Origin of the sequence: Planctomonas deserti (genome assembly GCF_003067705.1) — a bacterium.
Taxonomy (GTDB): Bacteria; Actinomycetota; Actinomycetes; order Actinomycetales; family Microbacteriaceae; genus Planctomonas; species Planctomonas deserti.
The window spans coordinates 531,642-554,891 of sequence record NZ_QANL01000002.1 but is presented as its reverse complement, the minus strand read 5'-3'; the positions used below and the strand labels follow the sequence as shown (position 1 = coordinate 554,891).

The 23,250-nt window shown below is 71.9% G+C and carries 20 protein-coding genes and 1 tRNA gene; 9 read left to right on the top strand and 12 right to left on the bottom strand.

The genetic code is table 11. From position 1 onward, the window contains the following. Window positions 1–160: 160 nt before the first annotated feature. The 3 genes from DAI20_RS08745 to DAI20_RS08735 are packed head-to-tail and all read right to left on the bottom strand — an operon-like array spanning window position 161 to window position 2,922. The gene (locus tag DAI20_RS08745) at window positions 161–733 is read right to left on the bottom strand and encodes a gluconokinase (protein WP_240605981.1); all 573 of its coding nucleotides are present in this window, start codon (window positions 731–733) and stop codon (window positions 161–163) included. 35 nt (window positions 734–768) lie between these two features. Further along, window positions 769–1,545: an SDR family NAD(P)-dependent oxidoreductase gene (locus DAI20_RS08740; RefSeq protein ID WP_108250180.1), complete on the bottom strand. Its 777-nt coding sequence runs from the start codon at window positions 1,543–1,545 to the stop codon at window positions 769–771. Between the two features lie 3 nt (window positions 1,546–1,548). Then, entirely contained in the window at window positions 1,549–2,922 is a 1,374-nt protein-coding gene (locus DAI20_RS08735; protein WP_108250179.1) for an MFS transporter, read from the bottom strand. A 172-nt stretch (window positions 2,923–3,094) separates the two neighbouring features. Here DAI20_RS08735 and DAI20_RS08730 point away from each other — a divergent pair, with 172 nt between their 5' ends. The 4 genes from DAI20_RS08730 to DAI20_RS08715 all read left to right on the top strand — a co-directional run bounded on the left by DAI20_RS08730 (window position 3,095) and on the right by DAI20_RS08715 (window position 7,740). Next, on the top strand, window positions 3,095–4,555 hold the full coding sequence (locus DAI20_RS08730) for a four-carbon acid sugar kinase family protein (protein ID WP_108250178.1): 1,461 nt from the start codon (window positions 3,095–3,097) through the stop codon (window positions 4,553–4,555). Between the two features lie 33 nt (window positions 4,556–4,588). Next, entirely contained in the window at window positions 4,589–5,533 is a 945-nt protein-coding gene (locus DAI20_RS08725; protein WP_108250177.1) for an NAD(P)-dependent oxidoreductase, read from the top strand. A 129-nt stretch (window positions 5,534–5,662) separates the two neighbouring features. After that, on the top strand, window positions 5,663–6,748 hold the full coding sequence (locus tag DAI20_RS08720; RefSeq protein ID WP_159084979.1) for an Ldh family oxidoreductase: 1,086 nt from the start codon (window positions 5,663–5,665) through the stop codon (window positions 6,746–6,748). Next, window positions 6,745–7,740, top strand: a complete 996-nt coding sequence (locus tag DAI20_RS08715) for an NAD(P)-dependent oxidoreductase (protein WP_205781397.1) — start codon at window positions 6,745–6,747, stop codon at window positions 7,738–7,740. The genes DAI20_RS08720 and DAI20_RS08715 overlap by 4 nt, the downstream gene beginning before the upstream one ends. A 70-nt stretch (window positions 7,741–7,810) precedes the next feature. On the opposite strand, the gene DAI20_RS08710 is transcribed toward DAI20_RS08715, so the two are convergent. Continuing rightward, a complete protein-coding gene (locus tag DAI20_RS08710) occupies window positions 7,811–9,523 on the bottom strand; it encodes a CYTH and CHAD domain-containing protein (RefSeq protein ID WP_108250175.1) in 1,713 nt (570 codons plus the stop codon). Window positions 9,524–9,603: 80 nt separating this feature from the next. Between DAI20_RS08710 and DAI20_RS08705 the strand changes: the two genes are divergently transcribed. Beyond that, a complete protein-coding gene (locus tag DAI20_RS08705) occupies window positions 9,604–11,472 on the top strand; it encodes an ABC transporter ATP-binding protein (protein ID WP_108250174.1) in 1,869 nt (622 codons plus the stop codon). Window positions 11,473–11,551: 79 nt separating this feature from the next. On the opposite strand, the gene DAI20_RS08700 is transcribed toward DAI20_RS08705, so the two are convergent. Beyond that, window positions 11,552–12,391 (bottom strand): NUDIX domain-containing protein, encoded by an 840-nt coding sequence (locus DAI20_RS08700; protein WP_108250173.1) that lies wholly within the window; start codon window positions 12,389–12,391, stop codon window positions 11,552–11,554. Window positions 12,392–12,492: 101 nt separating this feature from the next. On the opposite strand from DAI20_RS08700, the gene gnd reads away from it, so the two are divergent. Beyond that, the gene (gnd, locus tag DAI20_RS08695; RefSeq protein WP_108250172.1) at window positions 12,493–13,941 is read left to right on the top strand and encodes an NADP-dependent phosphogluconate dehydrogenase; all 1,449 of its coding nucleotides are present in this window, start codon (window positions 12,493–12,495) and stop codon (window positions 13,939–13,941) included. 463 nt (window positions 13,942–14,404) lie between these two features. On the opposite strand, the gene DAI20_RS08690 is transcribed toward gnd, so the two are convergent. Further along, window positions 14,405–15,790, bottom strand: coding sequence for an HNH endonuclease signature motif containing protein (locus tag DAI20_RS08690; RefSeq protein ID WP_108250171.1), 1,386 nt, complete (start codon window positions 15,788–15,790; stop codon window positions 14,405–14,407). Between the two features lie 257 nt (window positions 15,791–16,047). Further along, a complete protein-coding gene (locus DAI20_RS08685) occupies window positions 16,048–17,325 on the bottom strand; it encodes an APC family permease (protein WP_205781396.1) in 1,278 nt (425 codons plus the stop codon). Window positions 17,326–17,363: 38 nt separating this feature from the next. On the opposite strand from DAI20_RS08685, the gene DAI20_RS08680 reads away from it, so the two are divergent. Then, window positions 17,364–17,741 (top strand): hypothetical protein, encoded by a 378-nt coding sequence (locus tag DAI20_RS08680; protein ID WP_108250170.1) that lies wholly within the window; start codon window positions 17,364–17,366, stop codon window positions 17,739–17,741. 100 nt (window positions 17,742–17,841) lie between these two features. On the opposite strand, the gene DAI20_RS18490 is transcribed toward DAI20_RS08680, so the two are convergent. From DAI20_RS18490 to DAI20_RS08665, 4 genes are all read right to left on the bottom strand, one after another. Continuing rightward, window positions 17,842–18,000: a hypothetical protein gene (locus tag DAI20_RS18490; RefSeq protein ID WP_159084978.1), complete on the bottom strand. Its 159-nt coding sequence runs from the start codon at window positions 17,998–18,000 to the stop codon at window positions 17,842–17,844. Between the two features lie 10 nt (window positions 18,001–18,010). Next, window positions 18,011–18,988, bottom strand: a complete 978-nt coding sequence (locus DAI20_RS08675) for a ribose-phosphate diphosphokinase (protein ID WP_108250169.1) — start codon at window positions 18,986–18,988, stop codon at window positions 18,011–18,013. Window positions 18,989–19,001: 13 nt separating this feature from the next. Continuing rightward, window positions 19,002–20,456 (bottom strand): bifunctional UDP-N-acetylglucosamine diphosphorylase/glucosamine-1-phosphate N-acetyltransferase GlmU, encoded by a 1,455-nt coding sequence (gene glmU / locus DAI20_RS08670; RefSeq protein ID WP_108250584.1) that lies wholly within the window; start codon window positions 20,454–20,456, stop codon window positions 19,002–19,004. A gap of 51 nt (window positions 20,457–20,507) precedes the next feature. Continuing rightward, window positions 20,508–20,579: transfer RNA gene (locus DAI20_RS08665), tRNA-Gln, on the bottom strand. Window positions 20,580–20,716: 137 nt separating this feature from the next. Here DAI20_RS08665 and DAI20_RS08660 point away from each other — a divergent pair. Together DAI20_RS08660 and DAI20_RS08655 are read left to right on the top strand one after the other, a co-directional pair. Further along, entirely contained in the window at window positions 20,717–21,208 is a 492-nt protein-coding gene (locus DAI20_RS08660) for a MarR family winged helix-turn-helix transcriptional regulator (RefSeq protein ID WP_108250168.1), read from the top strand. 67 nt (window positions 21,209–21,275) lie between these two features. Continuing rightward, window positions 21,276–22,154 (top strand): hypothetical protein, encoded by an 879-nt coding sequence (locus DAI20_RS08655; RefSeq protein ID WP_108250583.1) that lies wholly within the window; start codon window positions 21,276–21,278, stop codon window positions 22,152–22,154. 170 nt (window positions 22,155–22,324) lie between these two features. On the opposite strand, the gene DAI20_RS08650 is transcribed toward DAI20_RS08655, so the two are convergent. Then, window positions 22,325–23,161 (bottom strand): alpha/beta hydrolase, encoded by an 837-nt coding sequence (locus tag DAI20_RS08650; RefSeq protein WP_108250167.1) that lies wholly within the window; start codon window positions 23,159–23,161, stop codon window positions 22,325–22,327. Window positions 23,162–23,250 lie beyond the last annotated feature (89 nt).

Below are 23,250 nucleotides of genomic sequence, written 5' to 3'. Positions count from 1 at the left end.
CGCCGAAGTTCAATCCTGAAGTCTACACGGAGCCACGAAGCCACGGAGCCGCTCGGCCGCTGAGCGGGCCGCTCGGTGCTCGGCCGATCGGCGTCCGTCTCGTCGGCGCTTCCCGGCCGGCTTCCCGGTCGGCTTCCCGGCCGGCGGCGGCCGTCGGGTGCTAGTGGCTCAGGGCCTGGAGCGCCGCGGCCGTGACCTGCGCGGGCGGCGGCGCGATGTCCACCACGACGCCCTGCTCGTCCGGGGCCAGCGGCTCCAGGGTGTCGAGCTGAGACGCCAGCAGGGACGCGGGCATGTACTCGTGCTTGCGCGGCCCCAGCCGTGAGGCGAGCAGCGCGGGCGACCCGTGCAGGTGCAGGAAGACGATGCCCGGCGTCGCGGCCCGGAGCCGGTCGCGGTAGGCGCGGCGGAGCGCGGAGCAGGCGACCACCGGGTGGTTCCCCTGGTCGTCGAGGGATGCGAGCACGCCGGCGACCGAGTCCAGCCACGGCCAGCGGTCCTCGTCGGTCAGCGGCACGCCGGACGCCATCTTCGCCCGGTTCTCCGGCGAGTGCAGGCCGTCGCCGTCGACGAACGTGCGACCGAGCGCATCAGCGACGGCCTTCCCCACGGTGGACTTGCCGGATCCCGACACCCCCATCACGACGATGGGCGCCTTCTCGCTCCCGCGGGTCGCTCCCCCACTCACCGCGTCGTCGCCGGCAATCGGGCTGCGTGCACTGCTGTCGCTCACCCCTCCATCCTGCCAGCCTCACGAGACGCGAGGCCTCAGGACACCTGCAGTCCGCCGTTGATGTCGTAGGTCGCCGCGGTGATGTAGCCCGCGTCCTCGCTCACCAGGAACGCGAGCAGGGCGGCGATGTCGTGCACGGTGCCGACCCGGCCGACGAGGATGTCGGCCGCCATGGCGTCCTTGCGCTCCTCGGTGAGGGTGCCGCCCATGATGTCGGTGTCCACAGGACCCGGCGCGACGCAGTTGACGGTGATGCCGTGCTGCCCCATTTCGCGGGCGAGCGCGCGGGTGAACCCGATGATCGCCCCCTTCGATGCGCTGTAGGCGACCTTCGAGTAGGTGCCGCCGCCGCGCTGCGCCGAGATGGACGAGACGCTGACGACCCGGCCGAGCCCGCGCTCCACCATGCCGCGGATGACGCGCTGCGTCACGAGGAAGGTACCCGTCATGTTGATGCGGAACACCCGCTCCCAGGCCTCGAGCGTCTCGTCAAGGAACTCGGTCGGAGAGCTGATGCCGGCGAGGTTGGCGAGGGCCACGACGGGCGGCAACGAGGACTCGATCTCGGCGACGGCCGCGTCGACCGAGGCCTGGTCGGAGACGTCGGCCTGAACGCCGAGCGTCTGCACGCCGTGCCGGGCGCCGATGTCCTCGGCCGCCTGGCGGGCCGCGTCGCCGTCGATGTCGAGGATGGCGACGCACCAGCCCTGGCTCGCCAGGCGGTCGGCGGTCGCGCGGCCGATGCCGCGGGGCGAGCCCGCGCCGGTCAGGACCGCGGTGCGCTGTTCGGGGAACGGGGGGATCTGGATCATGTTCTAGCCTCCCAGGCCGGACTCGGGCGCGGGCTCGTGCCGCTCGACGAGGATGCCGGGCTGCGACTTCCCCTCGGGGCGCTTCCGCGCGTACAGGTAGGTCGCGATGCTGGTGATCAGCAGCACGACGGACAGGAAGACGAGGCCGCTCTGGTTGCTCCCGGTGGCGTCGTTGAAGATGCCCACCGCGTACGGCGCCACGAAGCCACCGAGGTTGCCCAGCGAGTTCACCATGGCGAGACCGGCGGCCGCGGCCGCGCCGGTGAGGGCGGCGGACGGCATGGAGAGGAAGGGCGCGATCGCGGAGTAGATGCCCATGGCGGCGAGCGTGAGGAAGGCCATGGCGAGGACGGCGCTCACGTCGAGCAGGTAGCCGGCGCCGACCAGGCCGATCGCGGCCATGACCATGCTGACGCTCGTGTGCCAGGCCGGGTTCCCCGTCCGGTCGGACCGACGTGACCAGTAGTAGACGAAGAAGGCGGCGACCACGTACGGGATCATCACGATGAAACCGATCTGGACGGAGCCGAACTCGCCGAGCGCCGCCACGATCGTGGGGAGCCAGAGTCCGAGGCCGTAGATGCCGCAGACGAGGCCGAAGTAGAGGGCCGAGTAGACGATGGTGCGGCGATCCTTGAGGCCCTGCAGGAAGTTGTGCTTGCCCCTGGACTGCTTCGCGGCGAGCTCGGCGTCCATCACCCGGGTCAGCCACTGCCGCTCGTCCGGCGCCAGCCAGTGCGCGTCGCTCGGCCGGTCGGTGAGCAGCCGGGGCGCGAAGATCCCGAGGAGGATCGCCGGGATGCCCTCGATGATGTACAGCCACTGCCACCCCTGCAGCCCCAGGATCCCGTCCATGGTGAGCAGCAGGCCGGACACCGGGGCGCCGAGCGCGTTCGAGATGGGCTGGGCGAGGATGAAGATGCCGAGCACCGCGACGCGCTGCGCCGCGGGGAACCAGAGCGTGAGGTAGAAGAGGATGGCCGGGAAGAAGCCCGCCTCCGCCGCCCCCAGGAGGAAGCGGATGATGTAGAACGTCAGCTCGCCGTTCACAAGGGCCATCGCCGTGGCGAAGATGCCCCAGGAGATGAGGATGCGGGCGATCCAGCGCCGGGCGCCGAACCTGTACATGCCGCCGTTGCTCGGGATCTCCAGCAGGGCGTAGCCGATGAAGAACATGCCGGCGCCGAGGCCGTAGGCGGCCTCGCTGAGCCCGATGTCCTCGCTCATGGTCAGCTTGGCGAAGCCGACGTTGTTCCGGTCGAGGTACGCGATGAAGTAGAGCAGCACGATGAGCGGCATGAGCCGGCGCCGCACCTTCTTCAGGGTGCGCGTGCCGAGCTCGTCGATCGTGCCGTCGGTGTTCAGCGGCGAGGTCATTGCACACCCCCCTGCAGACGGGGGCCGGCGTCGGAATGGATCACGATCACGGACATGGCGTCTCCTTGAGTCTCCTTCGACTGGGCCAGAGGTTACTCCGCATCACCGCCGTAGGATGGCCGCGCCGGAAGAACTTTTTCCCGCATCGTTCGCCGCGACGGAGGGGCACCCCGTGATTGATGAGTCGGAACTTCTGGCAGGATTCCCGGCGGAGGTGCCGGTCGATCCGGCCGAGGTCGCCGCGTCCGTCTCCGCCTCGGGCCGCGTGCTCGTCGTCCTCGACGACGACCCCACCGGCACCCAGTCCGTGGCGGACCTTCCCGTGCTCACCCGGTGGGAGCCGGAGGACTTCCGCTGGGCGCTGACCCACCGCATCGACGGCCGCGCCGCTCCCGCGATCTACGTGCTCACCAACACCCGCAGCCTCGACCCGGCCGAGACCGCGGAGCGGAACAGGCAGGTTGTCCGGAGCGCCCTCGCCGCCGCCGGCGAGACCGGCACGGAGCTCGGCTTCGTCAGCCGGAGCGACTCGACCCTGCGCGGCCACTTCCCGCTCGAGCCGGACGTGCTCGCCGACACCGTGCGGGAGGTCACCGGCGAGCGCACGGACGGCGTCGTGATCGTCCCCGCGTTCCCCGACGCCGGGCGGGTGACCATCGGCGGGGTGCACTACATGCGCGAGGCGGGCGGGCTCGTGCCCGTCGCCGAGACCGAGTTCGCCCGCGACGCCACGTTCGGCTTCCGCTCGTCCGCCCTCGCCGAGTACGTGGAGGAGAAGTCCGCGGGCCGCTTCCCCGCCGGGTCCGTGATCGTGCTCGACCTCGCGATCATCCGGGGCGGCGCGGCCGGCATCGCGGACGCCGTGTCGTCCGCCGCGGACTCCACGCCCGTCGTGGCGGACGCCGTGACCGAGAACGACCTGCGGGCGCTCGCCCTCGGCCTCGCGGAGGCGGAGCGCCGGGGCAAGCGGCTGCTGTACCGGGTGGGTCCCCCGTTCGTGCGGGCGCGCATCGGCCAGGAGGAGCGCGCGCCGCTCACGGCGGCCGACGCGTACGCCGGCACGGATCCGGCACCCGGCGGCGGCCTCATCGTGGTCGGCTCGCACGTGGGCCTCACGACGCGCCAGCTCGGCGTCCTCGTGGCGGAGCACCGGGGCGCCCGCGTGGTCGAGCTCGACGTGGAGCGCCTGCTCGACGCCGACGCCGACGCCGGATCCGGATCCGCCCACGTCGCCACCACCGTCCAGACCGTCGTGGACGCCCTGGCCGACGGCGACGTCGTGCTGCACACCAGCCGCCTGCTCGTGAAGACCGAGGACCCCGCGGAGAGCCTGCGAATCGCCCGCACCGTCTCCGCCGCCGTCGTCGACGTCGTGCGGCGCACCCTCGCGGCGCGACCGCCCCGCTTCGTGATCGCGAAGGGCGGCATCACCTCGTCCGACGTCGCCGCCCACGGCCTCGAGATCCGGCACGGGGTGGTGCGGGGGCCGATGCTGCCCGGCATCGTCTCGCTGTGGCAGCCGGTCGACGGCCCCGCCCGGGGCATCCCCTACATCGTGTTCGCGGGCAACGTGGGCGACGACCGCTCCCTGCTCGACGTCGTGCGGACCCTGAGCACCACGACCCCGTCCTGATCCACCCCGCTTCCGGCTGATCGGAGATCCCCCATGTCCGTCCCCTCGTCGTCCGCCCCCGGCCCCTCGGGCCGGCCGTCGGCCTCGTACACCGTCGCCGTGCTCGGCCTGGGCGCCATGGGCCTCCCCATGGCCACCCGCCTTGCCAGCGAGCTCACGGTCCACGGCTTCGACCCGGCCGAGAACCGCCTGCAGCTCGCCGTCGACGCCGGCATCTCCGGGTTCGACTCCGGCAGGGCCGCCGCCGAGGGCGCGGACGCCGTGCTGCTCGCCGTGCGGAACTCGGCGCAGCTCGAGGACGTGCTGTTTGGGGCCAGCGGTGTCGCGGAGGTGCTGTCTCCCGGCGCGGTCGTGATCCTCACGAGCACGGTCGGAACCGACGCCATCGCACCCACCGTCGAGGCACTCGGCAGGCACGGCGTTGCCCTCGTGGACGCCCCGCTCTCCGGCGGCCCGGTGCGGGCCGGGCAGGGCGACCTGCTCATCGTGGTGGGCGCCGAGCCCGCGGCACTCGAGAAGGCGCGACCCGTGCTCGAGCTGCTCGCCTCCACCCTCACGGTCGTCGGCAGCCGACCGGGCGACGGGCAGGCGCTGAAGACGGTCAACCAGCTGCTCTGCGGCGTGCACATCGCGGCCGCGGCGGAGGCACTGGCGCTCGCCGACGCGCTCGGGCTCGACCGGGCGACGACGCTCGCCGCCCTGGAGGCCGGAGCGGCCGGGTCGTTCATGCTGTCCAACCGCGGGCCGCGGATGCTCGAGGCCTACGACGAGGAGGGCGCCGAGGTGCTCAGCCGACTCGACATCTTCGTGAAGGACCTCGGCATCGTCGGCACGGCGGCGCGCGCCGCGGGGCTCGCCTCCCCCGTTGCCGCCGCGGCCGAGCAACTGTTCCTCCTCGGGCAGGCCCAGGGTCTGGGCGAGCGGGACGACTCCGCGGTCATCCGGGTCGTCGCCCCGGCCAGGCGCACCGAGGGCTGAGCGCTCTTTCTTCAGCACGCTAAATGAGGCCGATACGATCGGTGCGGGCGATTGCGTGTCCGCGTGGCCGGGCGGCTGGCCCGCGGCGGCGGTGCCCGAGACGAGAACTCGACGATGAGAAGGGGTCCGATGACCACGGACGGCAGCACCACGGACGACCGAAGCACGGAAGACGTCACGCTCGACAGGGGCGTCCTTGAGGAGTGGGTCTCCCGCCTCGTCGAGACCTGGGGCTACGGCGGGGACGAGGCGGCGTACCTCGCCGCCACGCTCGTCGACGCGAACCTGAGGGGCGTGGACTCGCACGGCGTCATCCGCCTGCCCGCGTACGAGCGCCGGATCAGCGAGCGGCTCGTCGACCCGGCCGCGGCGCCGATCGTCACCGTCGAGGGTTCCGTGGTGACGGTGGACGCCAACGGGGCGGCCGGCCAGATCGCGACCCGCGCCGCCGTCGAGGCGGCCCTGCGCGTGAGCCGGGAGACGGGCGTCGCGACGGCCGCCGTGCGGGGAAGCACGCACTTCGGCGCTGCAGGCTTCTACGCGCGCTGGCTCGCGGAGCAGGGCGCAGTCGCGCTCGTGGTGTCGAACTCCGAGCCGATCGTCGTGCCGCACGGCGGACGCGAGGCCCTGCTCGGCACGAACCCGATCGCCTTCGCCGCCCCGACCGGCGGCAAGCCCATCAGCCTCGACATGGCCACGAGCACCAGCGCGATGGGCAAGGTGCTCGTCGCCCAGGCCGCCGGGAAGCCGATCCCGCCGACCTGGGGCGTCGACGACGACGGGGAGCCGACGACGGACGCCAACGCGGTCACGGCCCTTCTGCCCGCAGGCGGACCGAAGGGGTACGGCCTCGGCTTCCTCGTCGAGATCCTCGGCGGCGTGCTCACCGGCGCCGCCGTCGCGCGCGACCTCGGCAACATGTACAACGACTTCAGCAAGCCGCAGAACATCGGCCACTGGCTGCTCGTGCTCGACATCGAGCACTTCCTGCCGCTGGCGGAGTTCACCGACCGCATCCAGGGCCTCGTCGACCTCGCACACGCCGTCGCGCCCGCCGCGGGGTTCTCCTCGGTGCTCGTGCCCGGGGAGCCCGAGGACAGAACCGCTGAACAGCGCGAGCGGGACGGCATCCCGCTGCCCGCCGCGACCGTCGCGGAGCTCCGCGAGCTCGGCGATCGCCACGGCCTTTCCTTCCCGATCGGAGACGACGCATGACCAGCACAGCCGACGCAACCACGGGCGAGGCCGCGAGCAGCGGCGCCCCGCTGAAGGTGCTCGTACCGACGAGCATCGACCTCGCCCTCGCACCCCGGGACGACGTGCGGTACGTCTCCTACGATCCGGCGGAGCCGATCGCGGCCGAACACGAGGACGCCGACGCCCTGATCGTATGGGGCACGCCCGACGCCCTGCTCAAGGACGCGGCCCGCCGCCTGACCCGGGTCCGCTGGGTGCAGGTGCTCTCCGCAGGCACGGACGCCCTGGTGGCGGCGGGCTTCGACTCCGAGGTGATCCTGACCTCCGGCCGGTCCCTGCACGACCGCCCGGTCGCCGAGCACGCGCTTGCCCTCGTGCTCGCGGCCGCGCGTCGGCTGCACACGCTCGTGCGGGCCCAGATCGGCCACCGCTGGGCGAGCGACATCGGCGGAGTCCAGCGCGAGCCCAGCCCCGGCCTCTTCAGCACGCTGCGGGACGCCCACGTGCTGATCTGGGGCTTCGGCAGCATCGGCGCCTCGCTGGCGCCGCACCTCACCGCCCTCGGCGCCGAGGTCACCGGCGTCGCGACCTCGGCCCGGGAGCAGGACGGCGTGCGGGTGATCGCGACCGAGGACCTGGCGGACGAGCTGCCCCGCACCGACGTGCTTATCATGATCCTGCCGGCGACCGAGGGCACGGCCAAGATCCTCGACGCCGACAGGCTGGCCCAGCTGCCGCCGCACGCCTGGGTCGTCAACGTCGGCCGAGGCAGCACGGTGGACGAGGACGCCCTGCTCGACGCGCTGCGCGCCCGGCGGCTGGCCGGCGCCGCGCTCGACGTGACGAGCCTGGAGCCCCTGCCCGCGGACTCTCCGCTGTGGGACGAGGCGAACCTGATCCTCACCCCGCACGCGGCGGGCGGCCGGCCGCTCGGCGCGTCCGCCCTCATCGACGAGAACGTGGCGGCGCTGCTCGGCGACCGGCCGATGCGCAACCTCGTGCAGGGCTAGGAGCCCCGCAGGGTAAGGAGCCCCGCAGCGTAGGGAGGCCCCCAGCGTGAGGAGCCCCGGCTCGCCGCCGCTACAGCTTCTTCGCGGCGCGGCGCAGGCCGCGGACCGCCTCCTCGGCGCGCGTCTCGGCGTCGTCCGCTGCTCGGCGCGCTCCGCTGAAGAGCACGCCGTAGCCGAAGGTCTGCTCCCCCGCGGCGTGCGCCCGTCCGGACTCCGCGCGCACGTGCTCGGCGAAGACGGAGGCGTCACGGTGGTCGCCGAGCACGTCCTGCACCTGCTCCGCGGCCGCGGCCAGGGCGGCGACCCGCTCGATGTCGCCGCGGGAGCGGATGCCACCGCCCGCCTGCGCGGCCTCCGCCGCATAGCGGAGCCGCCGGGCGGCCTTGCGGGCCGCGTGCTGGGCGTCCATGGCGTCTGCCGCCTCCGCGGACCGCGCCTCGCCGGCGCGGCGGAGGCTGCGGTCGACCTCCTTCTCGAGGGCGCGGCGGAGCGCCTTCCCCGCCGGGCTCGCGGCGCGCTTGCCCGCGGGCGGTGCCGCGACGAACTCGTCGAGCGCGTCGAGCAGTCCGAAGTACTCCGGACCGGACAGGAAGGTCAGAAGCTTTCGGTGGGCGCGCCGGTAGTCGCGCCTCGCGTTAGCGATCAGCCGGTTGCGGAGCCGGCGGTCCCCGACGTCGGCGGGCAGGGCGTCTATGCCGGTGGTGGCCCGCGCGGCGCGGACCTCGGCGTCCCGGGCCTCGCCGAGCACGCGGCCCAGGGTCGCGAGGCGTGCGCGCAGCGCGTCCGCCTGCTCGCGGTCGAGCACCCGGCGGGACGCCGCGAGCACGCTGCGGAGCCGGCGCACGACCTTGCGCATCTCGTGCACGCTTTCGGCGTCGTCCCGCCGCACGGCCGGGTCGGCCGCGAGCAGGTCGCCGACGAGGGAGCGCAGGGACGCCGCGACGGCGTCGATCGCCGTCTTCGGCCGCTTCGAGGACGTTGCCGAAGCGAATCCCGACCCCGCCCCGGTGCCGCCGCCGGTGCTGGCATCGGTCAGGTCGTCCCGGCCGAGCGCCCGGGCCAGCTTCGAGCGGCTCGCCGACGCCACGGCGCCCGCCCCGAGCAGCGCCCGCTCGATCGCGTCGAGCAGCGCCGCGCCTGACTCCGCGGTGCGGGGCGTGCCGGTCGCCGCGTCCTGCCTGCCACTATCCTCGGCGCCACCGTCCTGCACGCCCCCGTCCTCGGCGCCACCGTCCTGCACGCCCCCGTCCTCGGCGCCACCGTCCTCGTCGATGCCCAGCAGCTCGGCCTCGACCTCGTGCCAGGACCGCTCCTCGCCCGACCGCAGGTCCGTCGCCGTGACCGCGTCATCGGCGACCTCGGCCACCTCCCGGCCGGAGGCGTCGTGCAGGATCAGGGCAGTGCGCTCGGTCCGGATGCGCGCCACGGGCACGAGGGGCCGCCCGCGCACCACGAGTCGCACCGCGTCGAGGAGCCCGGCGGGCGCCACCACCTCGTCGCCCTCGATGGTGCCGTCCTCGAGCGGCGCGTGCAGCTCCGTGCGTCCCGCTCCCGCGGGCAGCTTGACGTGCCAGCCGGCATCCTTGCCGCCGGACCGCCTGCGCATCGTGATGGCGGCGCGGGCGAGGTCGCCCCGCTCGGTGTCGACGTAGACGGCCTCCAGGGTGACCGTCTCGCGGGTCTCGACCGATCCGACGCCCTCGATCCCGGACAGGTCGGGCAGTCCGCCGCCCTCCTCGACGTCGTACTTGCGCTCGATCTCGGTCTGTCGCGTGGTTGCCATGCTTGATCCTCCCGCGCCCGGGCCCCCGCCGCTAACCACGCGGTGAAGCGGCTCCTCAGCGAGGACGTACCGTTGACCGCATGGATATCGAGAGCTCCGCCCGGTCGGCGATGTGGAACGCGAGCCGGTCGGGCAGCGACCGGCGGCCGTTCACGCGGGCGACGCTCACCCGGATCGCGGCGTTCGCCCGTCCGCTGCGCACCTCGCTCGTGGTGTTCCTCATCGCGAGCGTCATCACCGCGGTGCTCGCCGTCGTGTCGCCGCTGCTCGCCGGCCAGGTCGTCGACGCCATCGTGGCCCGGTCCGCGCCGCCGGTCGTGCTCGGGCTCGCCGGGTTCATCGCACTCATCGCCCTGGGCGAGGCCGCGTTCGGCCTGCTGCAGCGCTGGCTCTCCTCGCGCATCGGCGAGGACCTCATCCTCGCCCTGCGCACGAGCGTCTACGACCACGTGCAGAAGATGCCCATCGCCTTCTTCACCCGCACCCGCACGGGCGCCCTGGTGAGCCGGCTGAACAACGACGTGATCGGCGCCCAGCGCGCCTTCAGCAACACGCTCTCCACGGTCGTCGGCAACGTCGTCACCCTGGTGCTGACCCTCATCGTGATGCTCGGCATCTCGTGGCAGGTCACCCTGGTGACGCTCGTCTTCATGCCCGTGTTCCTGCTCCCGGCCCGGTTCATGGGCGCCCGGCTCGCCCGGCTGTCCCGCGAGGCCGCGGACCACAACGCCACCATGGCGACCCAGATGACCGAGCGGTTCTCCGCGCCGGGCGCGACGCTCATCAAGCTGTTCGGCCGACCGCGCGAGGAGTCGGCGGCGTTCTACGCCCGCGCCGCGCGCGTGCGTGACATCGGCGTGCGCATCGCGGTCGTGCAGCAGGTCTTCGTGACTGCCCTCACCCTGGTGTCAGCGCTCGCCCTCGCCGTCGTCTACGGCATGGGCGGCGTGATCGCCGCGGACGGCGGCCTCGAGGCCGGCGCCGTGGTGTCGCTCGCGCTGCTGCTCACCCGGCTCTACGCGCCCCTCACCGCGCTCGCCAGCGCCCGCGTCGAGGTGATGACCGCCCTGGTCTCGTTCGAGCGCGTGTTCGAGGTGCTCGACCTCGAGCCGCTCGTCGCCGAGAAGCCGGTGACCACGCCCATCCCGGACGGCGGGGTGTCGGTCGAGTTCGACCGCGTGCGCTTCGCCTACCCGTCCGCCGACAAGATCTCGCTCGCGTCGCTCGAGGAGGTCGCCGTGCTCGACACGCGCGGCGGCGTCGAGGTGCTGCACGACGTGTCCTTCCGCGTCGCCCCAGGGCAGATGATCGCCCTCGTCGGCTCCTCCGGCGCGGGCAAGTCGACGATCGCGCAGCTCGTACCCCGGCTGTACGACGTGGACGAGGGCACGGTGCGCCTCTCCTCCGTCGATGTGCGCGACCTCTCCGCCGAGGACATCCGCCGCTCCGTCGGCCTCGTCACGCAAGACGGCCACCTCTTCCACGAGTCGATCCGCGCCAACCTGCTCCTCGCCCGGCCCGAGGCCACCGACGCCGAGGTGTGGGAGGCGCTGCAGCGCTCGCGCCTGACGGACCTCGTGCGGGAGCTCCCGGACGGCCTCGACACCATCGTCGGCGAGCGCGGTTACCGGCTCTCCGGCGGCGAGCGTCAGCGGCTCACGATCGCGCGCGTGCTGCTCGCCCGGCCGCAGGTCGTCATCCTCGACGAGGCCACCGCGCACCTCGACTCGACCTCGGAGGCCGCCGTGCAGGCCGCGCTCGCGGAGGCGCTCGTGGGCCGCACGTCGATCGTGATCGCGCACCGGCTGTCGACCATCCGCCAGGCCGACCAGATCCTGGTGATCGAGGAGGGTCGCGTCGTCGAGCGAGGCACCCACGAGGAGCTGCTGACCGCGGAGGGGCGCTACACGCAGCTGTACCGCACGCAGTTCGCGCCCGCCGCCTCCTGAGGCTTCTCGGCGCCAGTCGGTCTGGGCGTTGGTCGGTCTCCGCGCTGGTCGGTCTCGGGCGGCTCCGTCGGTCTCGGGGCTAGTCGGTCTCGGGCGGCTCCGTCGACCCCATCGCCTCGGTGAACACCGCCGACTCGTACTCGTGCTGGACCTCGAGCTCGTCCTCGTGCCCGTACTCGCCGCCGCGCGGCTCGTGCCCGCGCGCCTGCCCGTGCGTGTGCCGGCCGGCATCGGCCGCGAACGGGCCGTCGAGGGCCGCCCACTGCAGCAGCATGATCGTCTTGGCGTCGGCGATCTCGCCCGAACGGATCGCGGCGAGCGCGTCGGCGAAGCCGAGCTCGAGCACCTCGATGTCCTCGCCCTCGTCCGCGATGCCGCCGCCTATCCGGTCGGGATCGGCGCGGTGGGGATCGGCGCCGTCGTAGGCGGCCGCGTAGAAGTGCAGCCGCTCGGTCACGGAGCCGGGGCTCATGTACGCGTCGAGCACGTGCTGCAGCTCGCCGATCCGCACACCCGTCTCCTCCTCGGCCTCGCGCCGGATCGCGGTCTCGGCGTCGTCCTCGTCGAGCAGGCCCGCGGCGACCTCGACGAGCATGCCGTCCTCGTGCCCGTTCACGTACGCGGGGTAACGGAACTGTCGGGTGAGCAGCACCGTCCGACGCGCGGCGTCGTACAGCAGCACGCACGCGCCGTTGCCCCGGTCGTAGGTCTCCCGCCGCTCGCTCGTCCACTGCCCGTCGCGGCGCCGGTAGTCGAACGTCGTGGCGCGCAGCACATGCCAGCCCGACGCCACGAGCTCAACGTCGGTCACGCGCACGCCGGGGTTCCGGGTGAGGTCCCGGCCGACCCGATCCAATCCTGTCCGTCCGCGGGCGTCCGGTACGTCGATGCCCGGCCGTCCTCTCCGCTGATCGTTCATGGCGGCATGCTACGTCGCGAGACGTACCTGCGGGGCGGGAGTCGCTATTCGGACGCGGGGAGTCACTACTCTGGACGAGGAACCACGACGAGGAGGACTTCATGGCCGAGCAGGCTGTCGCGAACATCGGTGTTGTCGGGCTGGCGGTGATGGGCTCTAATCTCGCCCGGAACCTCGCGAGCCGCGAGGGGAACACGGTCGCCGTGTACAACCGCTCGAATTCGAAGATCCACGCGCTCCTCGAGGAGCACCCGGAGGCGGGCTTCGTGGCCTCGGAGACGATCGAGGACTTCGTCGCCTCCCTTCAGAAGCCGCGCACCGCGATCATCATGGTGAAGGCGGGTGCGGGCACGGACGCCGTCATCAACCAGCTCGCCGAGCACTTCGAGGAGGGCGACATCATCGTGGACGGTGGCAACGCCCTGTTCACGGACACGATCCGCCGGGAGCGCGAGCTGCGTGACCGCGGCCTCAACTTCGTCGGCGCCGGCATCTCGGGCGGCGAGGAGGGCGCGCTGAAGGGCCCGAGCATCATGCCGGGCGGATCCGCCCAGGCCTACGAGACGCTGGGCCCGATCCTTGCGTCCATCGCCGCCGTCGCGGAGGGCGAGCCCTGCGTGACGCACGTCGGCACCGACGGCGCCGGTCACTTCGTGAAGATGATCCACAACGGCATCGAGTACGCCGACATGCAGCTCATCGCCGAGGCGTACGACCTGCTGCGCCGCGTCGGGGGCCACGAGCCCGCCGCCATCGCGGACGTGTTCGAGGCCTGGAACGGCGGGGACCTCGAGTCCTACCTCATCGAGATCACGGCGGAGGTGCTGCGCCAGGTCGACGCCAAGACGGGCAAGCCGCTCGTCGACGTGATCGTGGACGAGGCCGGCTCGAAGGGCACCGGCGTCTGGACCGTGCAGAACGCGCTCGCGCTCGGCGTGCCGGTCGGCGGCATCGCCGAGGCAGTGTTCGCGCGTGCGGTGTCGAGCAAGCCCGAGCAGCGCAAGGCCGTGCGCGCGACGATCGAGAGCCGCCCTGAGATCGCATCGGTCGGCGAAGGCTTCGAGGACGACGTGCGGGCCGCACTTTATGCGTCCAAGGTGGTCGCGTACGCGCAGGGCTTCGACGCCATCATCGCGGGTGCCAAGGAGTACGACTGGGACATCGACAAGGGGGCGATCGCGAAGATCTGGCGCGGCGGCTGCATCATCCGCGCGCAGTTCCTCAACCGCATCGTCGAGGCCTACGAGCACAACGCGACCATCACGTCCCTGCTCGAGGACCCGTACTTCGCCAAGGCCGTAGCGGACGGCGAGGCGGCCTGGCGCCGCATCGTCGTGACGGCGGCGCAGTCCGGCATCCCGGTCCCGGGCTTCGCGGCGGCGCTCAGCTACTACGACTCCCTCGCGTCGGAGCGGCTGCCCGCTGCTCTCATCCAGGGTCAGCGCGACTTCTTCGGCGCCCACACCTACCGGCGCATCGACGGCGCGGGCACCTTCCACATCCTGTGGAGCGGCGACCGCACCGAGATCGAGGCGGACGACACGCACTAGGTCCGAGGGCGAGCGCGCTACGTTGCGCAGCGTCCACGATTCAGGCCTGAAGGCCGACACGCCGCATCTGGGGACTCCCGGATGCGCGGCGTGTCGCATCTCAGCCTGAATTGCGCACTTGCCTCAGGGCGATGACGTCTTGAGCACATGAGCCCACGCCACCGTCGCTGAGCCTGTCGGCGCGACGCAACTCCACCGCTCGGGTGACGTCCCTTCGACAAGCTCAGGGACCGTACGGGGCGCCGGGCGCGCAGGAGCGACCCCACGACTCCTGCACGGGCGCGCGGACCTCATCACACGGTCGCTGAGCCTGTCGAAGCGGCGCAACGCCATCGCTTCGGTGACGTCCCTTCGACAAGCTCAGGGACCGTATCTGGCGCCTGCACGCAGGAGCCACCCCCACGGTCGCTGAGCCTGTCGAAGCGACGGGACGTTCCTTCCGACCTCAACTGAGCGGCTTCCTCTAGAACGGTGGCTCGTCCGGGATCGGTGCCGCACTCCCCTGGGTTTGCAACCGCTTCCGCTTGGGCGGCCGAATGTGCGTCGCCGGTTCCGTCTCGTACTCGTGTCCGCTGGGTGAGAGCCAGCGCACCCGTCCGCCGCCCGCCGACCTCGACGACCACGCGGTGTGGTGCTTCACCCGGTGATGCGACCGGCACAGGTGCACGAGGTTGCCGTAGTCGGTGCCGCCGCCGTACTGCCAGTCGGTGACGTGGTCGATGTCCGCGCGGGCGGCGCTGCGGTTGCAGCCGGGGAAGCGACAGGTCTCGTCGCGCACCCTCAGCCACGTCCGCAGGTCCTTCGGCACCGCGTACCGGTCTCGGCCGACTGAGAGCACGGCTTGCGTTTCGGGGTGAGTGAGGATGCGGGTGAAGCTCGGTGCCTTCGCCGCGATCCGTCTCGCCGTGTACGCGTCGATGGGTCCGTAGCCCTCCAACGTGCCCGGTTCCTCGGAGCGGCCGAGCAGCGTGAGCACCGGAACGGTCACCAGAACGCGCGGGCGGATGCCAACCCCGATCGGCGCGTCGATGCGCGGGGTCGACCTGTGCTCCACCGCCTCGGCCGTCGTCTCAGTGTCGGAGGTGGGCGCCGCGGTGGTGGTGCCGTCGAGGAGGAGGTCAGTGAACGCGTCGGCCATGAGCTGCGTCCTCGTCCGCTCCTCCCCCGGCTCTGCCTTCAACCCCTCAGCGATGTCGCGCAGACGGTTCGCGATCCCCGTGATCTCCGGTGCCGGGAGGAACGCGTTCAGCCACGCCATCCCGTCCTGCGCCGGGCAGGTCTCCACGTGCCGGTCGGTGACCGACTTCGTGTGCCGCTCGGTGATCGACTCCGGGTGGAGGCGCTCGCGCAGGTCCCGGGTTGCGCGGTCGAGCTTGGGGACCGTCAGGCTCTCCGCCTTCGGCAGCACCGCCTCCTCCACCGCCGCCACTCCCGCAGCCGGGAGCGTATTGGTGTGGTCGATCAACACCTGGGCGTGGCGGTACCCGATTCGGCCGTCCTGCAGCGCCTTTCGCGTCGCGGGGAGGTCGTGGACGAGCGCCTGACTCTCGGCGACGAGGTTCTCCGCCGCGCGTTCCGAGATGCGCAAGGCGCAGGCGAGCTCGGTGACCAGGACCCGGTGTCCGGCGACCCGCGGCGACCAGCGCGGCCCGCCGGTGGTGGGGACGGAGAGGTCCGTGGCCTCCGTCCAGAGGCGGGCTCGGTCGATGGCCTCGGCGCGGCATGCGGCGGCCCAGCGGGAGAAGCCCTCGAACATCTTGACCGCGTCGATCATCGCGGCGAACGTCTCGGGAGCACCCGGCGGCGTGCCGGGTGGAGCGGGTTCGGGTGGGAACGTCGGTGTTTCCATGCCGACATCGAACCAGGCACCACCGACATCACCTCTCCGCCAGCTGTGGACGGTGTGGAAAACTCCTGCAGCCGGGTTCGGTGCGTCCCTTCGACGAGCTCAGGGACCGTATTTGCCGTGTCAGAGGCGGCTCACCTCTCGTCCCTTCGACAAGCTCAGGGACCGTGTGGGCCGGTGTGAGAGCCCGCGCGCCTTCCGTCCCTTCGACAGGCTCAGGGACCGTGTGTGGGGAAAGTCGTGACGGCACTCACCGCTACTCAGGCGGTCGGGCGGGCGCGGAGGCGGGCCGCCCGGAGAGCGAGGCCCAGCGCGAGGACGAGGGCCGCCGCGAGTACCGACTGGGGCGGGAGGGTGAGGGACAGGACGAGGCAGCCCACCACGCCCACGTACTGCACCGCGCGGGGCAGCCATCGCTCCCCCGGGGGCTGGGCCCGCGCCGCGAGGTGGGCGATCGCGTAGTAGCCGAGCACGGAGCTCGCGGAGAAGCCGACGAGCTGCACCGGGTCGAGGAGCAGGACGCCGAGGATGGCCAGCACCGCCATCGTGGCCTCGGCGGCCGCCGGCGCGGAGGTGCGCGGCCAGATCCAGCCCAGCCGGCCGGGCAGGTCGCGCCCGCGCGCCATCGCCAGGGAGGTGCGGCTGAGCCCGGCGAGGATCCCCATGAGCGACCCCAGGCTCGCGACCGCCGCAACGACGGTGACGAGCGGGGCCCAGCCCTCCGGCACCAGCGCGGCAACGGGCGCCGCCGTGCGCGCGAGCCCATCGATGCCGAGGATGCCCACGCAGAGCACGCCGAGCACGGCGTAGACGACGAGCGCGATCGCCAGCGCGCCCACGATGGCCCGGGGCAGGGTGCGGCGAGGATCCCGCACCTCCTCCCCCAGCGTCGCCATGCGCGCGTAACCGGCGAAGGCGAAGAACAGCAGGCCGGCCGACTGAAGCACGCCGAACGGGCCCGCACCAGCCGCGTCACCGGCCGCGTCACCGCCCGCAGTCGCATCGCCCGAGCCCCAGCCCCAGCCCGGCAGGGCGAAGTCGTTCCCGTGCGTGAGAAGCGCCACCACGACGACGCCCGCGATGCCGCTCAGCACGACCGTCACGATGCCCACGCTCACCCGGCCCGTGCTGCGGATGCCGGTGATGTTCACGAGGGCGAACACCAGGATCGCGAGCACGGCCGTCACCCGCGCCTGGTCGGGCCACAGGTACGTTCCGGCGATGAGCGCAATGCCACCCGCGGACGCCGTCTTGCCCGCAAGGAACAGCCAGCCGGCCGCGAATCCCCACCACGGCCCGAGCGTCGCGCGGCCGTAGGCGTAGGCGCCGCCCGAGACGGGGTGCGCCATGGCGAGCTGGGCCGAGCTCAGCGCGTTCAGCGTCGCGACGATACCGGCGATGAGCAGGCCGAGGAAGAGGCCCGACCCTGCAGCCTGGGCCGCGGGCGCCCACACGTAGAACGCGCCCGCCCCGATCATCGACGCGAGCCCGATTCCGATCGCGTGGCCGATACCGAGGCGCCTGGTCAGAAGGGTCACCCGACCAGCCTAGGAGGGCGTGGGAGACTGTCGGAGGCATGAGCGAACACGACGACGAACCCGAGCTGTCCGGCTACGAGCCGCACGAGGGCAGGCCGCTGCGCAGCAGGCGCATGGTGAACGCCATGCGCGTCATCGTGCTGCTCGGGATCGTGGGGCTCGTGCTGCCCGGCGTTGTCACGACCATCGGGGTCGCGTCGCGCACCGCAAACACGGCCTGCGCAGATTGGGTCTCCTACGAGATCCCGGACGCCGAGGGCTTCGACGCCCGGTTCGAGCTGTTCGGCCCCGGCTTCCTGGGCTGGGAGTGCTACTCGGTCGGGGCATTCGGCGGCGACGAGCACATCGTGTCGCTGGGGCTCATCCCCTCGGGCCGCGTGGCGCGCGAGGTCGTGCGGACCCGCACCGCCGCTTGAGGCGAATCCGTCCCCTGCTTGGGAGCGGAGCGCGTGTCCCGTCCCTTCGACAAGCTCAGGGACCGTGATCCTCAGGAACCGTATACCGCGGCCGCGGACCTCAGGGGCGGTCGAGCGGGGGCTCGTTGCGCAGGTCCTCCGCCGCCGTGATGGCGTGGTCACGCTTCCGGCGCATCGCCGGGAACACCACGAGCGCCAGGACGATGCCGACCGGCACGAAGACGGCGAAGATCAGGAGAAGGAGCAGGAACGGATCCATCGCGCGTCGGTCAGGCGGCGCCGTCGAACATCGACGTGACCGAACCGTCGTCGAAGACCTCGTGGATGGCCCGGGCGAGCAGCGGGGCGATCGAGAGCACCGTGAGCTTCTCGAACCGCTTCTCGGGCGGCAGGGGCAGAGTGTCGGTCACGACGACGGAGTCGATGTGCGCCGAGCTCAGCAGCTCGATGGCCGGGGGCGAGAACACGGCGTGCGTCGCCGCGACGACCACGCGGGTCGCGCCGTTCTTCTTGAGCGCCTCGGCGGCGGAGACGATGGTGCGGCCGGTGTCGATGAGGTCGTCGACCAGGAGGCACACCCGCCCCTTCACGTCGCCGACGATCTCGTGCACGGTGACCTGGTTGTGTACGCGGGGGTCGCGGCGCTTGTGGATGATGGCGAGCGGGGCGCCGAGCTTGTCGCTCCAGATGTCCGCCACGCGCACGCGGCCCATGTCGGGCGACACGACCGTGAGGGTGGAGGGGTCGAGCTCCTTGCGCATGTGCTCCATGAGCACCGGCATCGCGAACAGGTGGTCGACCGGGCCGTCGAAGAAGCCCTGGATCTGCGCGGCGTGCAGGTCGACCGACATGATGCGGTCGGCGCCGGCGGCGCGGAACAGGTCCGCGACCAGGCGGGCGGAGATGGGCTCGCGGCCGCGGCCCTTCTTGTCCTGGCGGGCATAGGGGTAGAAGGGCGCCACGACGGTGATGCGCTTGGCCGACGCGCGCTTCAGCGCATCCACCATGATGAGCTGCTCCATGAGCCACTCGTTGATGGGCGCCGTGTGCGACTGGATCACGAAGGCGTCGCAGCCGCGCACGCTCTCGTCGTAGCGGATGTAGAGCTCGCCGTTGGCGAAGGTCCTCGCGTCCGTGTGCACCAGGGCCGTGTCGAGCTCGGAGGCGATGGACTCCGCCAGCTCGGGATGGGCCCGCCCGGTGACGAGAACGAGTCGCTTTTCGCCGGTGATCTTGATGTCCGCCACGGGACTCCGTTTCCTAGTCTCTGCCGTCGGTGTTACCAGCGTTCCCACCGGTTTCAGCAGCGGATGCTGCTTCGGCCGCGGCAGTCCCGGGTCGGTTCGATGCGACCCAGCCGGCGATGTTCCGTTGTGGAGCGACGTTGATGGCCAGGGAACCGGCGGGCACGCTCTTGCGCACCACGGATCCGGCTCCCGTATACGCTCCGTCACCGATTGTAATCGGCGCGACGAAGACGTTGTGCGAGCCGGTGCGCACGTGCGACCCGATCTCGGTGCGGTGCTTGTTGACGCCGTCGTAGTTCGCGAAGATCGTGCCTGCGCCGATGTTGGCGCCCTCGCCGACCGTCGCGTCGCCCACGTAGCTGAGGTGCGGCACCTTCGAGCCGTCGCCGATGCGGGCGTTCTTCGTCTCCACGAAGGTGCCGATCTTCCCGCCCGCGCCCAGGTAGGTGCCCGGCCGCAGGTACGCGAACGGCCCCACGGATGCGCCGGCGCCGATCACGGCGAGCGTGCCGTCCGTGCGCTTCACGGTGGCGCCCGCGCCGATCTCGCAGTCCACCAGCGTGGTGTCCGGGCCGATCGTGGCGCCGGTCTCGACGACCGTCGCGCCGCGCAGCTGGGTTCCCGGGAGCACGGTGACGTCCTCCGCCAGGGTCACGGTCAGGTCGATCCAGGTCGATGCCGGATCCTGCACGGTCACGCCGGCGAGCTGCCAGCCGCGCACGATGCGCGCGTTGAGCTCGCGTGCGACGTCGCCGAGCTGCACGCGGTCGTTGATGCCCTGCACGAGCCACGGATCCGTCACCGGCACGGCCTCGATGCCGCCACCCGCGGCCCGGATGCCCGCGGCGGCGTCGGTGAGGTACTTCTCGCGCTGCGCGTTGTCGGTGCCGATCCCGGCGAGCGCATCGCGCAGGGCGGGGGCCGCGAACACGTAGATGCCCGCGTTCACCTCGCGGATCGCGAGCTGCTCCACCGAGGCGTCCTTCTGCTCGACGATCGACTCGAACATCCCGTCCGAGCCGCGCACGATGCGGCCGCCGCCGGTGGGGTCCTCGAACACGGCGCTGAGCAGGGTCAGCGCGTTGCCCGCCAGCGTGTGGGCCTCGAGCAGCGCCCGGACCGTCGCGGCATCGAGCAGCGGCACGTCCGCGCTGAGCACGACGACCGTGCCGTCGAACCCGGGCAGCGCCTCGAGGGCGAGCTCCACGGCCCGGCCGGTGCCCGGCAGCTCGTCCTGGTCGACGAGCACGGCGTGCGGCGCGTGGGCGGTCACGACCTCGGCGACGAGGTCGCGCTCGTGCCGCACGACGGTGACGACGTGGGCGGGCTCCAGCTCGTCCGCGGTCGCGAGCACGTGGCCGATGAGCGGCACGCCGGCAAGGGGGTGCAGCACCTTCGGGGTGCGGGACCGCATCCGCGTGCCCTGCCCCGCGGCGAGGATGACGACGGCGAGCGTCGAGGATTCGATGGGCACTGGCTCTCCCCCGGATGGATGTGGAACGAACACGAGAACAGGAAGCTCCGCCTCCAGGACTCGAACCTGGACCTAACAGCTCCAAAGGCTGTCGTGCTGCCATTACACCAAGGCGGAACGCGGAAGCGGTCGCCCGCAACGCGCGATCCAGTCTGCCAGACGCCCCGGAGGTGTTCGCCTGGGTTCGGTGCCTGTCGGGCCTCGGGCACCGCCGGCCCGGTCCCGGCCCCATCCCCTCGCCCGATAATGGGGGGATGCCCAACACCGACGAGGTCGATCGCATCGTGAGCGCGTGGCTTCGTGAGCGGCCCGACCTCGACTTCTCGCCACTGCAGGTCTTCTCCCGTCTCGACCGGCTCTCCAAGCACCTCGACCGGGCCAGGCGGAGCGCATTCACCGGCTCCGACCTCGAGCCGCCGGACTTCGACGTGCTCGCGGCGCTGCGCCGGGCGGGATCGCCGTACCAGCTGAGCCCGAAGGCGCTGCTGCAGCAGACCCTCGTCTCGAGCGGCACCATGACCAACCGCATCGACCGGCTCGTCACGCGCGGCCTCGTCGAGCGCCGCACCGACCCGAACGACGGCCGCGGCATCCTCGTGCAGATGACGGAGCTCGGTCGCAGCCGCGTGGACGCGGCCATCACGGACCTCGTCTCCGAGGAGACGCGTCTGCTCGCCACCCTCACGCGCGCCGACCAGGAGCGCCTGGCGGGCCTGCTCCGCAAGCTCAGCCTCGACTTTGACTGAGGTACGGCCGCGAGTGCGACCGGAACTTCCGCCGGACGTTCGGCCGGGAGCAGGGCAGGATGGGGTGGTGCATAACCTCGGACTGCTCCTGGACGTCGACGGCCCCATCGCGAGCCCCATCACCCGCACGATCGCGGAGGAGACCATCGTCGCGGATCTCGTGACCATGGCGGCGGCGGGCATCCCCATCGCCTTCATCACGGGACGGTCGGACGCCTTCCTGCGCGAGCAGGTGATGACGCCGCTGTTCGCCGCGGGGCTCACCGACGCGCTCTTGGCCGAGAACGCGCGCATGTTCGCGGTGTTCGAGAAGGGCGCGGCCTGGTCAGCGATCACCGCGGACGGCATGGCCGAGGTCACAGTCGACTCGAGCGTCGCGCTGCCGGACGCGGTCGTGGACGACGTGCGCCGGCTCGTCGCCTCCGAGTTTGCCGACACGATGTTCTTCGACGAGACGAAGCGCGCCATGATCTCCGTCGAGCAGCGCACCGACGTCGACTCAGCGACCTACCGGGAGGCGCAGGTCGCCTTCAACGACGCCGCGTTCGACCTGGTCGCGACGCACGGGCTCGGCGTGCGCTACGGCGACCGCTCACGACCCGACGACAGGGGCGACGTGCCGTTCCGCCTCGACCCGACCATTATCTCCACGGACATCGAGTCCGTGCTGCTCGACAAGGACCGCGGCGCCGAGCGCGCTCTCGAGTACTTCGCCCGGCACGGCGACCTGCCGCGCCTCTGGCGCTCGGTCGGCGACTCGCGTAGCGACTACCTGATGGCCGACCACCTGCACGCGGCGGGCTACGACGTCGCCCACGTCGACGTGCGGCCGGGCGACGGCGTGCTCGAGCGGCCGTACCAGATCGTCACGATCGGCGACGCGATCCACGACGAGGCGGGCGCGGCCTTCCTCGCCCACTGGGTGGACCGCCTCTCCCTGCGCTAGGAATCCCAGCACAGCACAGCACCGCGCGGCACGGCGCGGCGCGGCGCCCCACGGTCCAGCGCGGCACCCCACGGTCTCTGAGCCCGTCGAAGGGACGTCACGTCGCTTCGACAGGCTCAGCGCCCGCACCTAGCGCCGCAGCGCCCGGCGCTCGGACCCCGCCGCCGGGATCATGACGATGTCGTCTGCCGGGCGGTCGCGTGCTGCAGGGCCCAGTCGAGCGCGAAATCCGCGATCTGCCGCCAATGCGGAACGGCGGGCAGGAGGTGGGGGCCGTCGAACTCGACGATCTCGGTCACCGTGTTCGACCTGTAGTGCTTGACGTTCGAATGGCCCACCTTGGGCGGGAAGAGGGGATCCTGCTTCCCGGAGATGAAGAGCAGAGGCGCCCGAGCGTCGTTGTGGTAGTCGACGTAGGTGTCGTCCTTGCCGGGGTGGATGTTCGCGAGCGCACTACCCCAGAAGACCTTTCCCGAGGCGGGGATGTGATACCGCTCGTACAGGGCCAGCGACTCCTCCTCGGTGAAGGTGTTCGCGAAGATGTCGTACCACTGCTCCTGGGTCAGGCCGACCGCCCTGTGCCGGTTGGCGGGATTCTTCAGCACCGGGAACGATGACCTGATCTGCGAGAGCGGCACCACCCGCACGCCCTCGGTCGGCGCCGAGTTGATCGCCACCCCTGCCGCACCGAATCCGTGGTCGAGCAGGATCTGCGTGAAGGCCCCACCGGCCGAGTGACCCATGATGATCGGTGGCCTCTCGAGCGTCCCGATCCTCTTCTCGATCGACTCGAGCAGCTCCGGCACGTCGAGTCGCTCGATCGGCGTCGGATCCGCCCGGAGCGCCTCGACCTCGCCCTCGAATCCGGGATACGGGGGCGTCAGGACCCGGAAGCCCTTGCCCTCGAAGTGAGCCTTCCAGTGCTCCCAACTGCGCGGCGTGACCCAGAACCCGTGGATCAGCACGATCGTGTCGGGAGCCGTGTTCGATGATGCCGAAGTCGTCATGAGCGCCACCCTCCTGTTGCGCCCTGTTCTACACCTCGGCCGCGGGCGGGCGGAAGCTGCGGAACCGCAGCCTAGGTGTTATCGGCCGA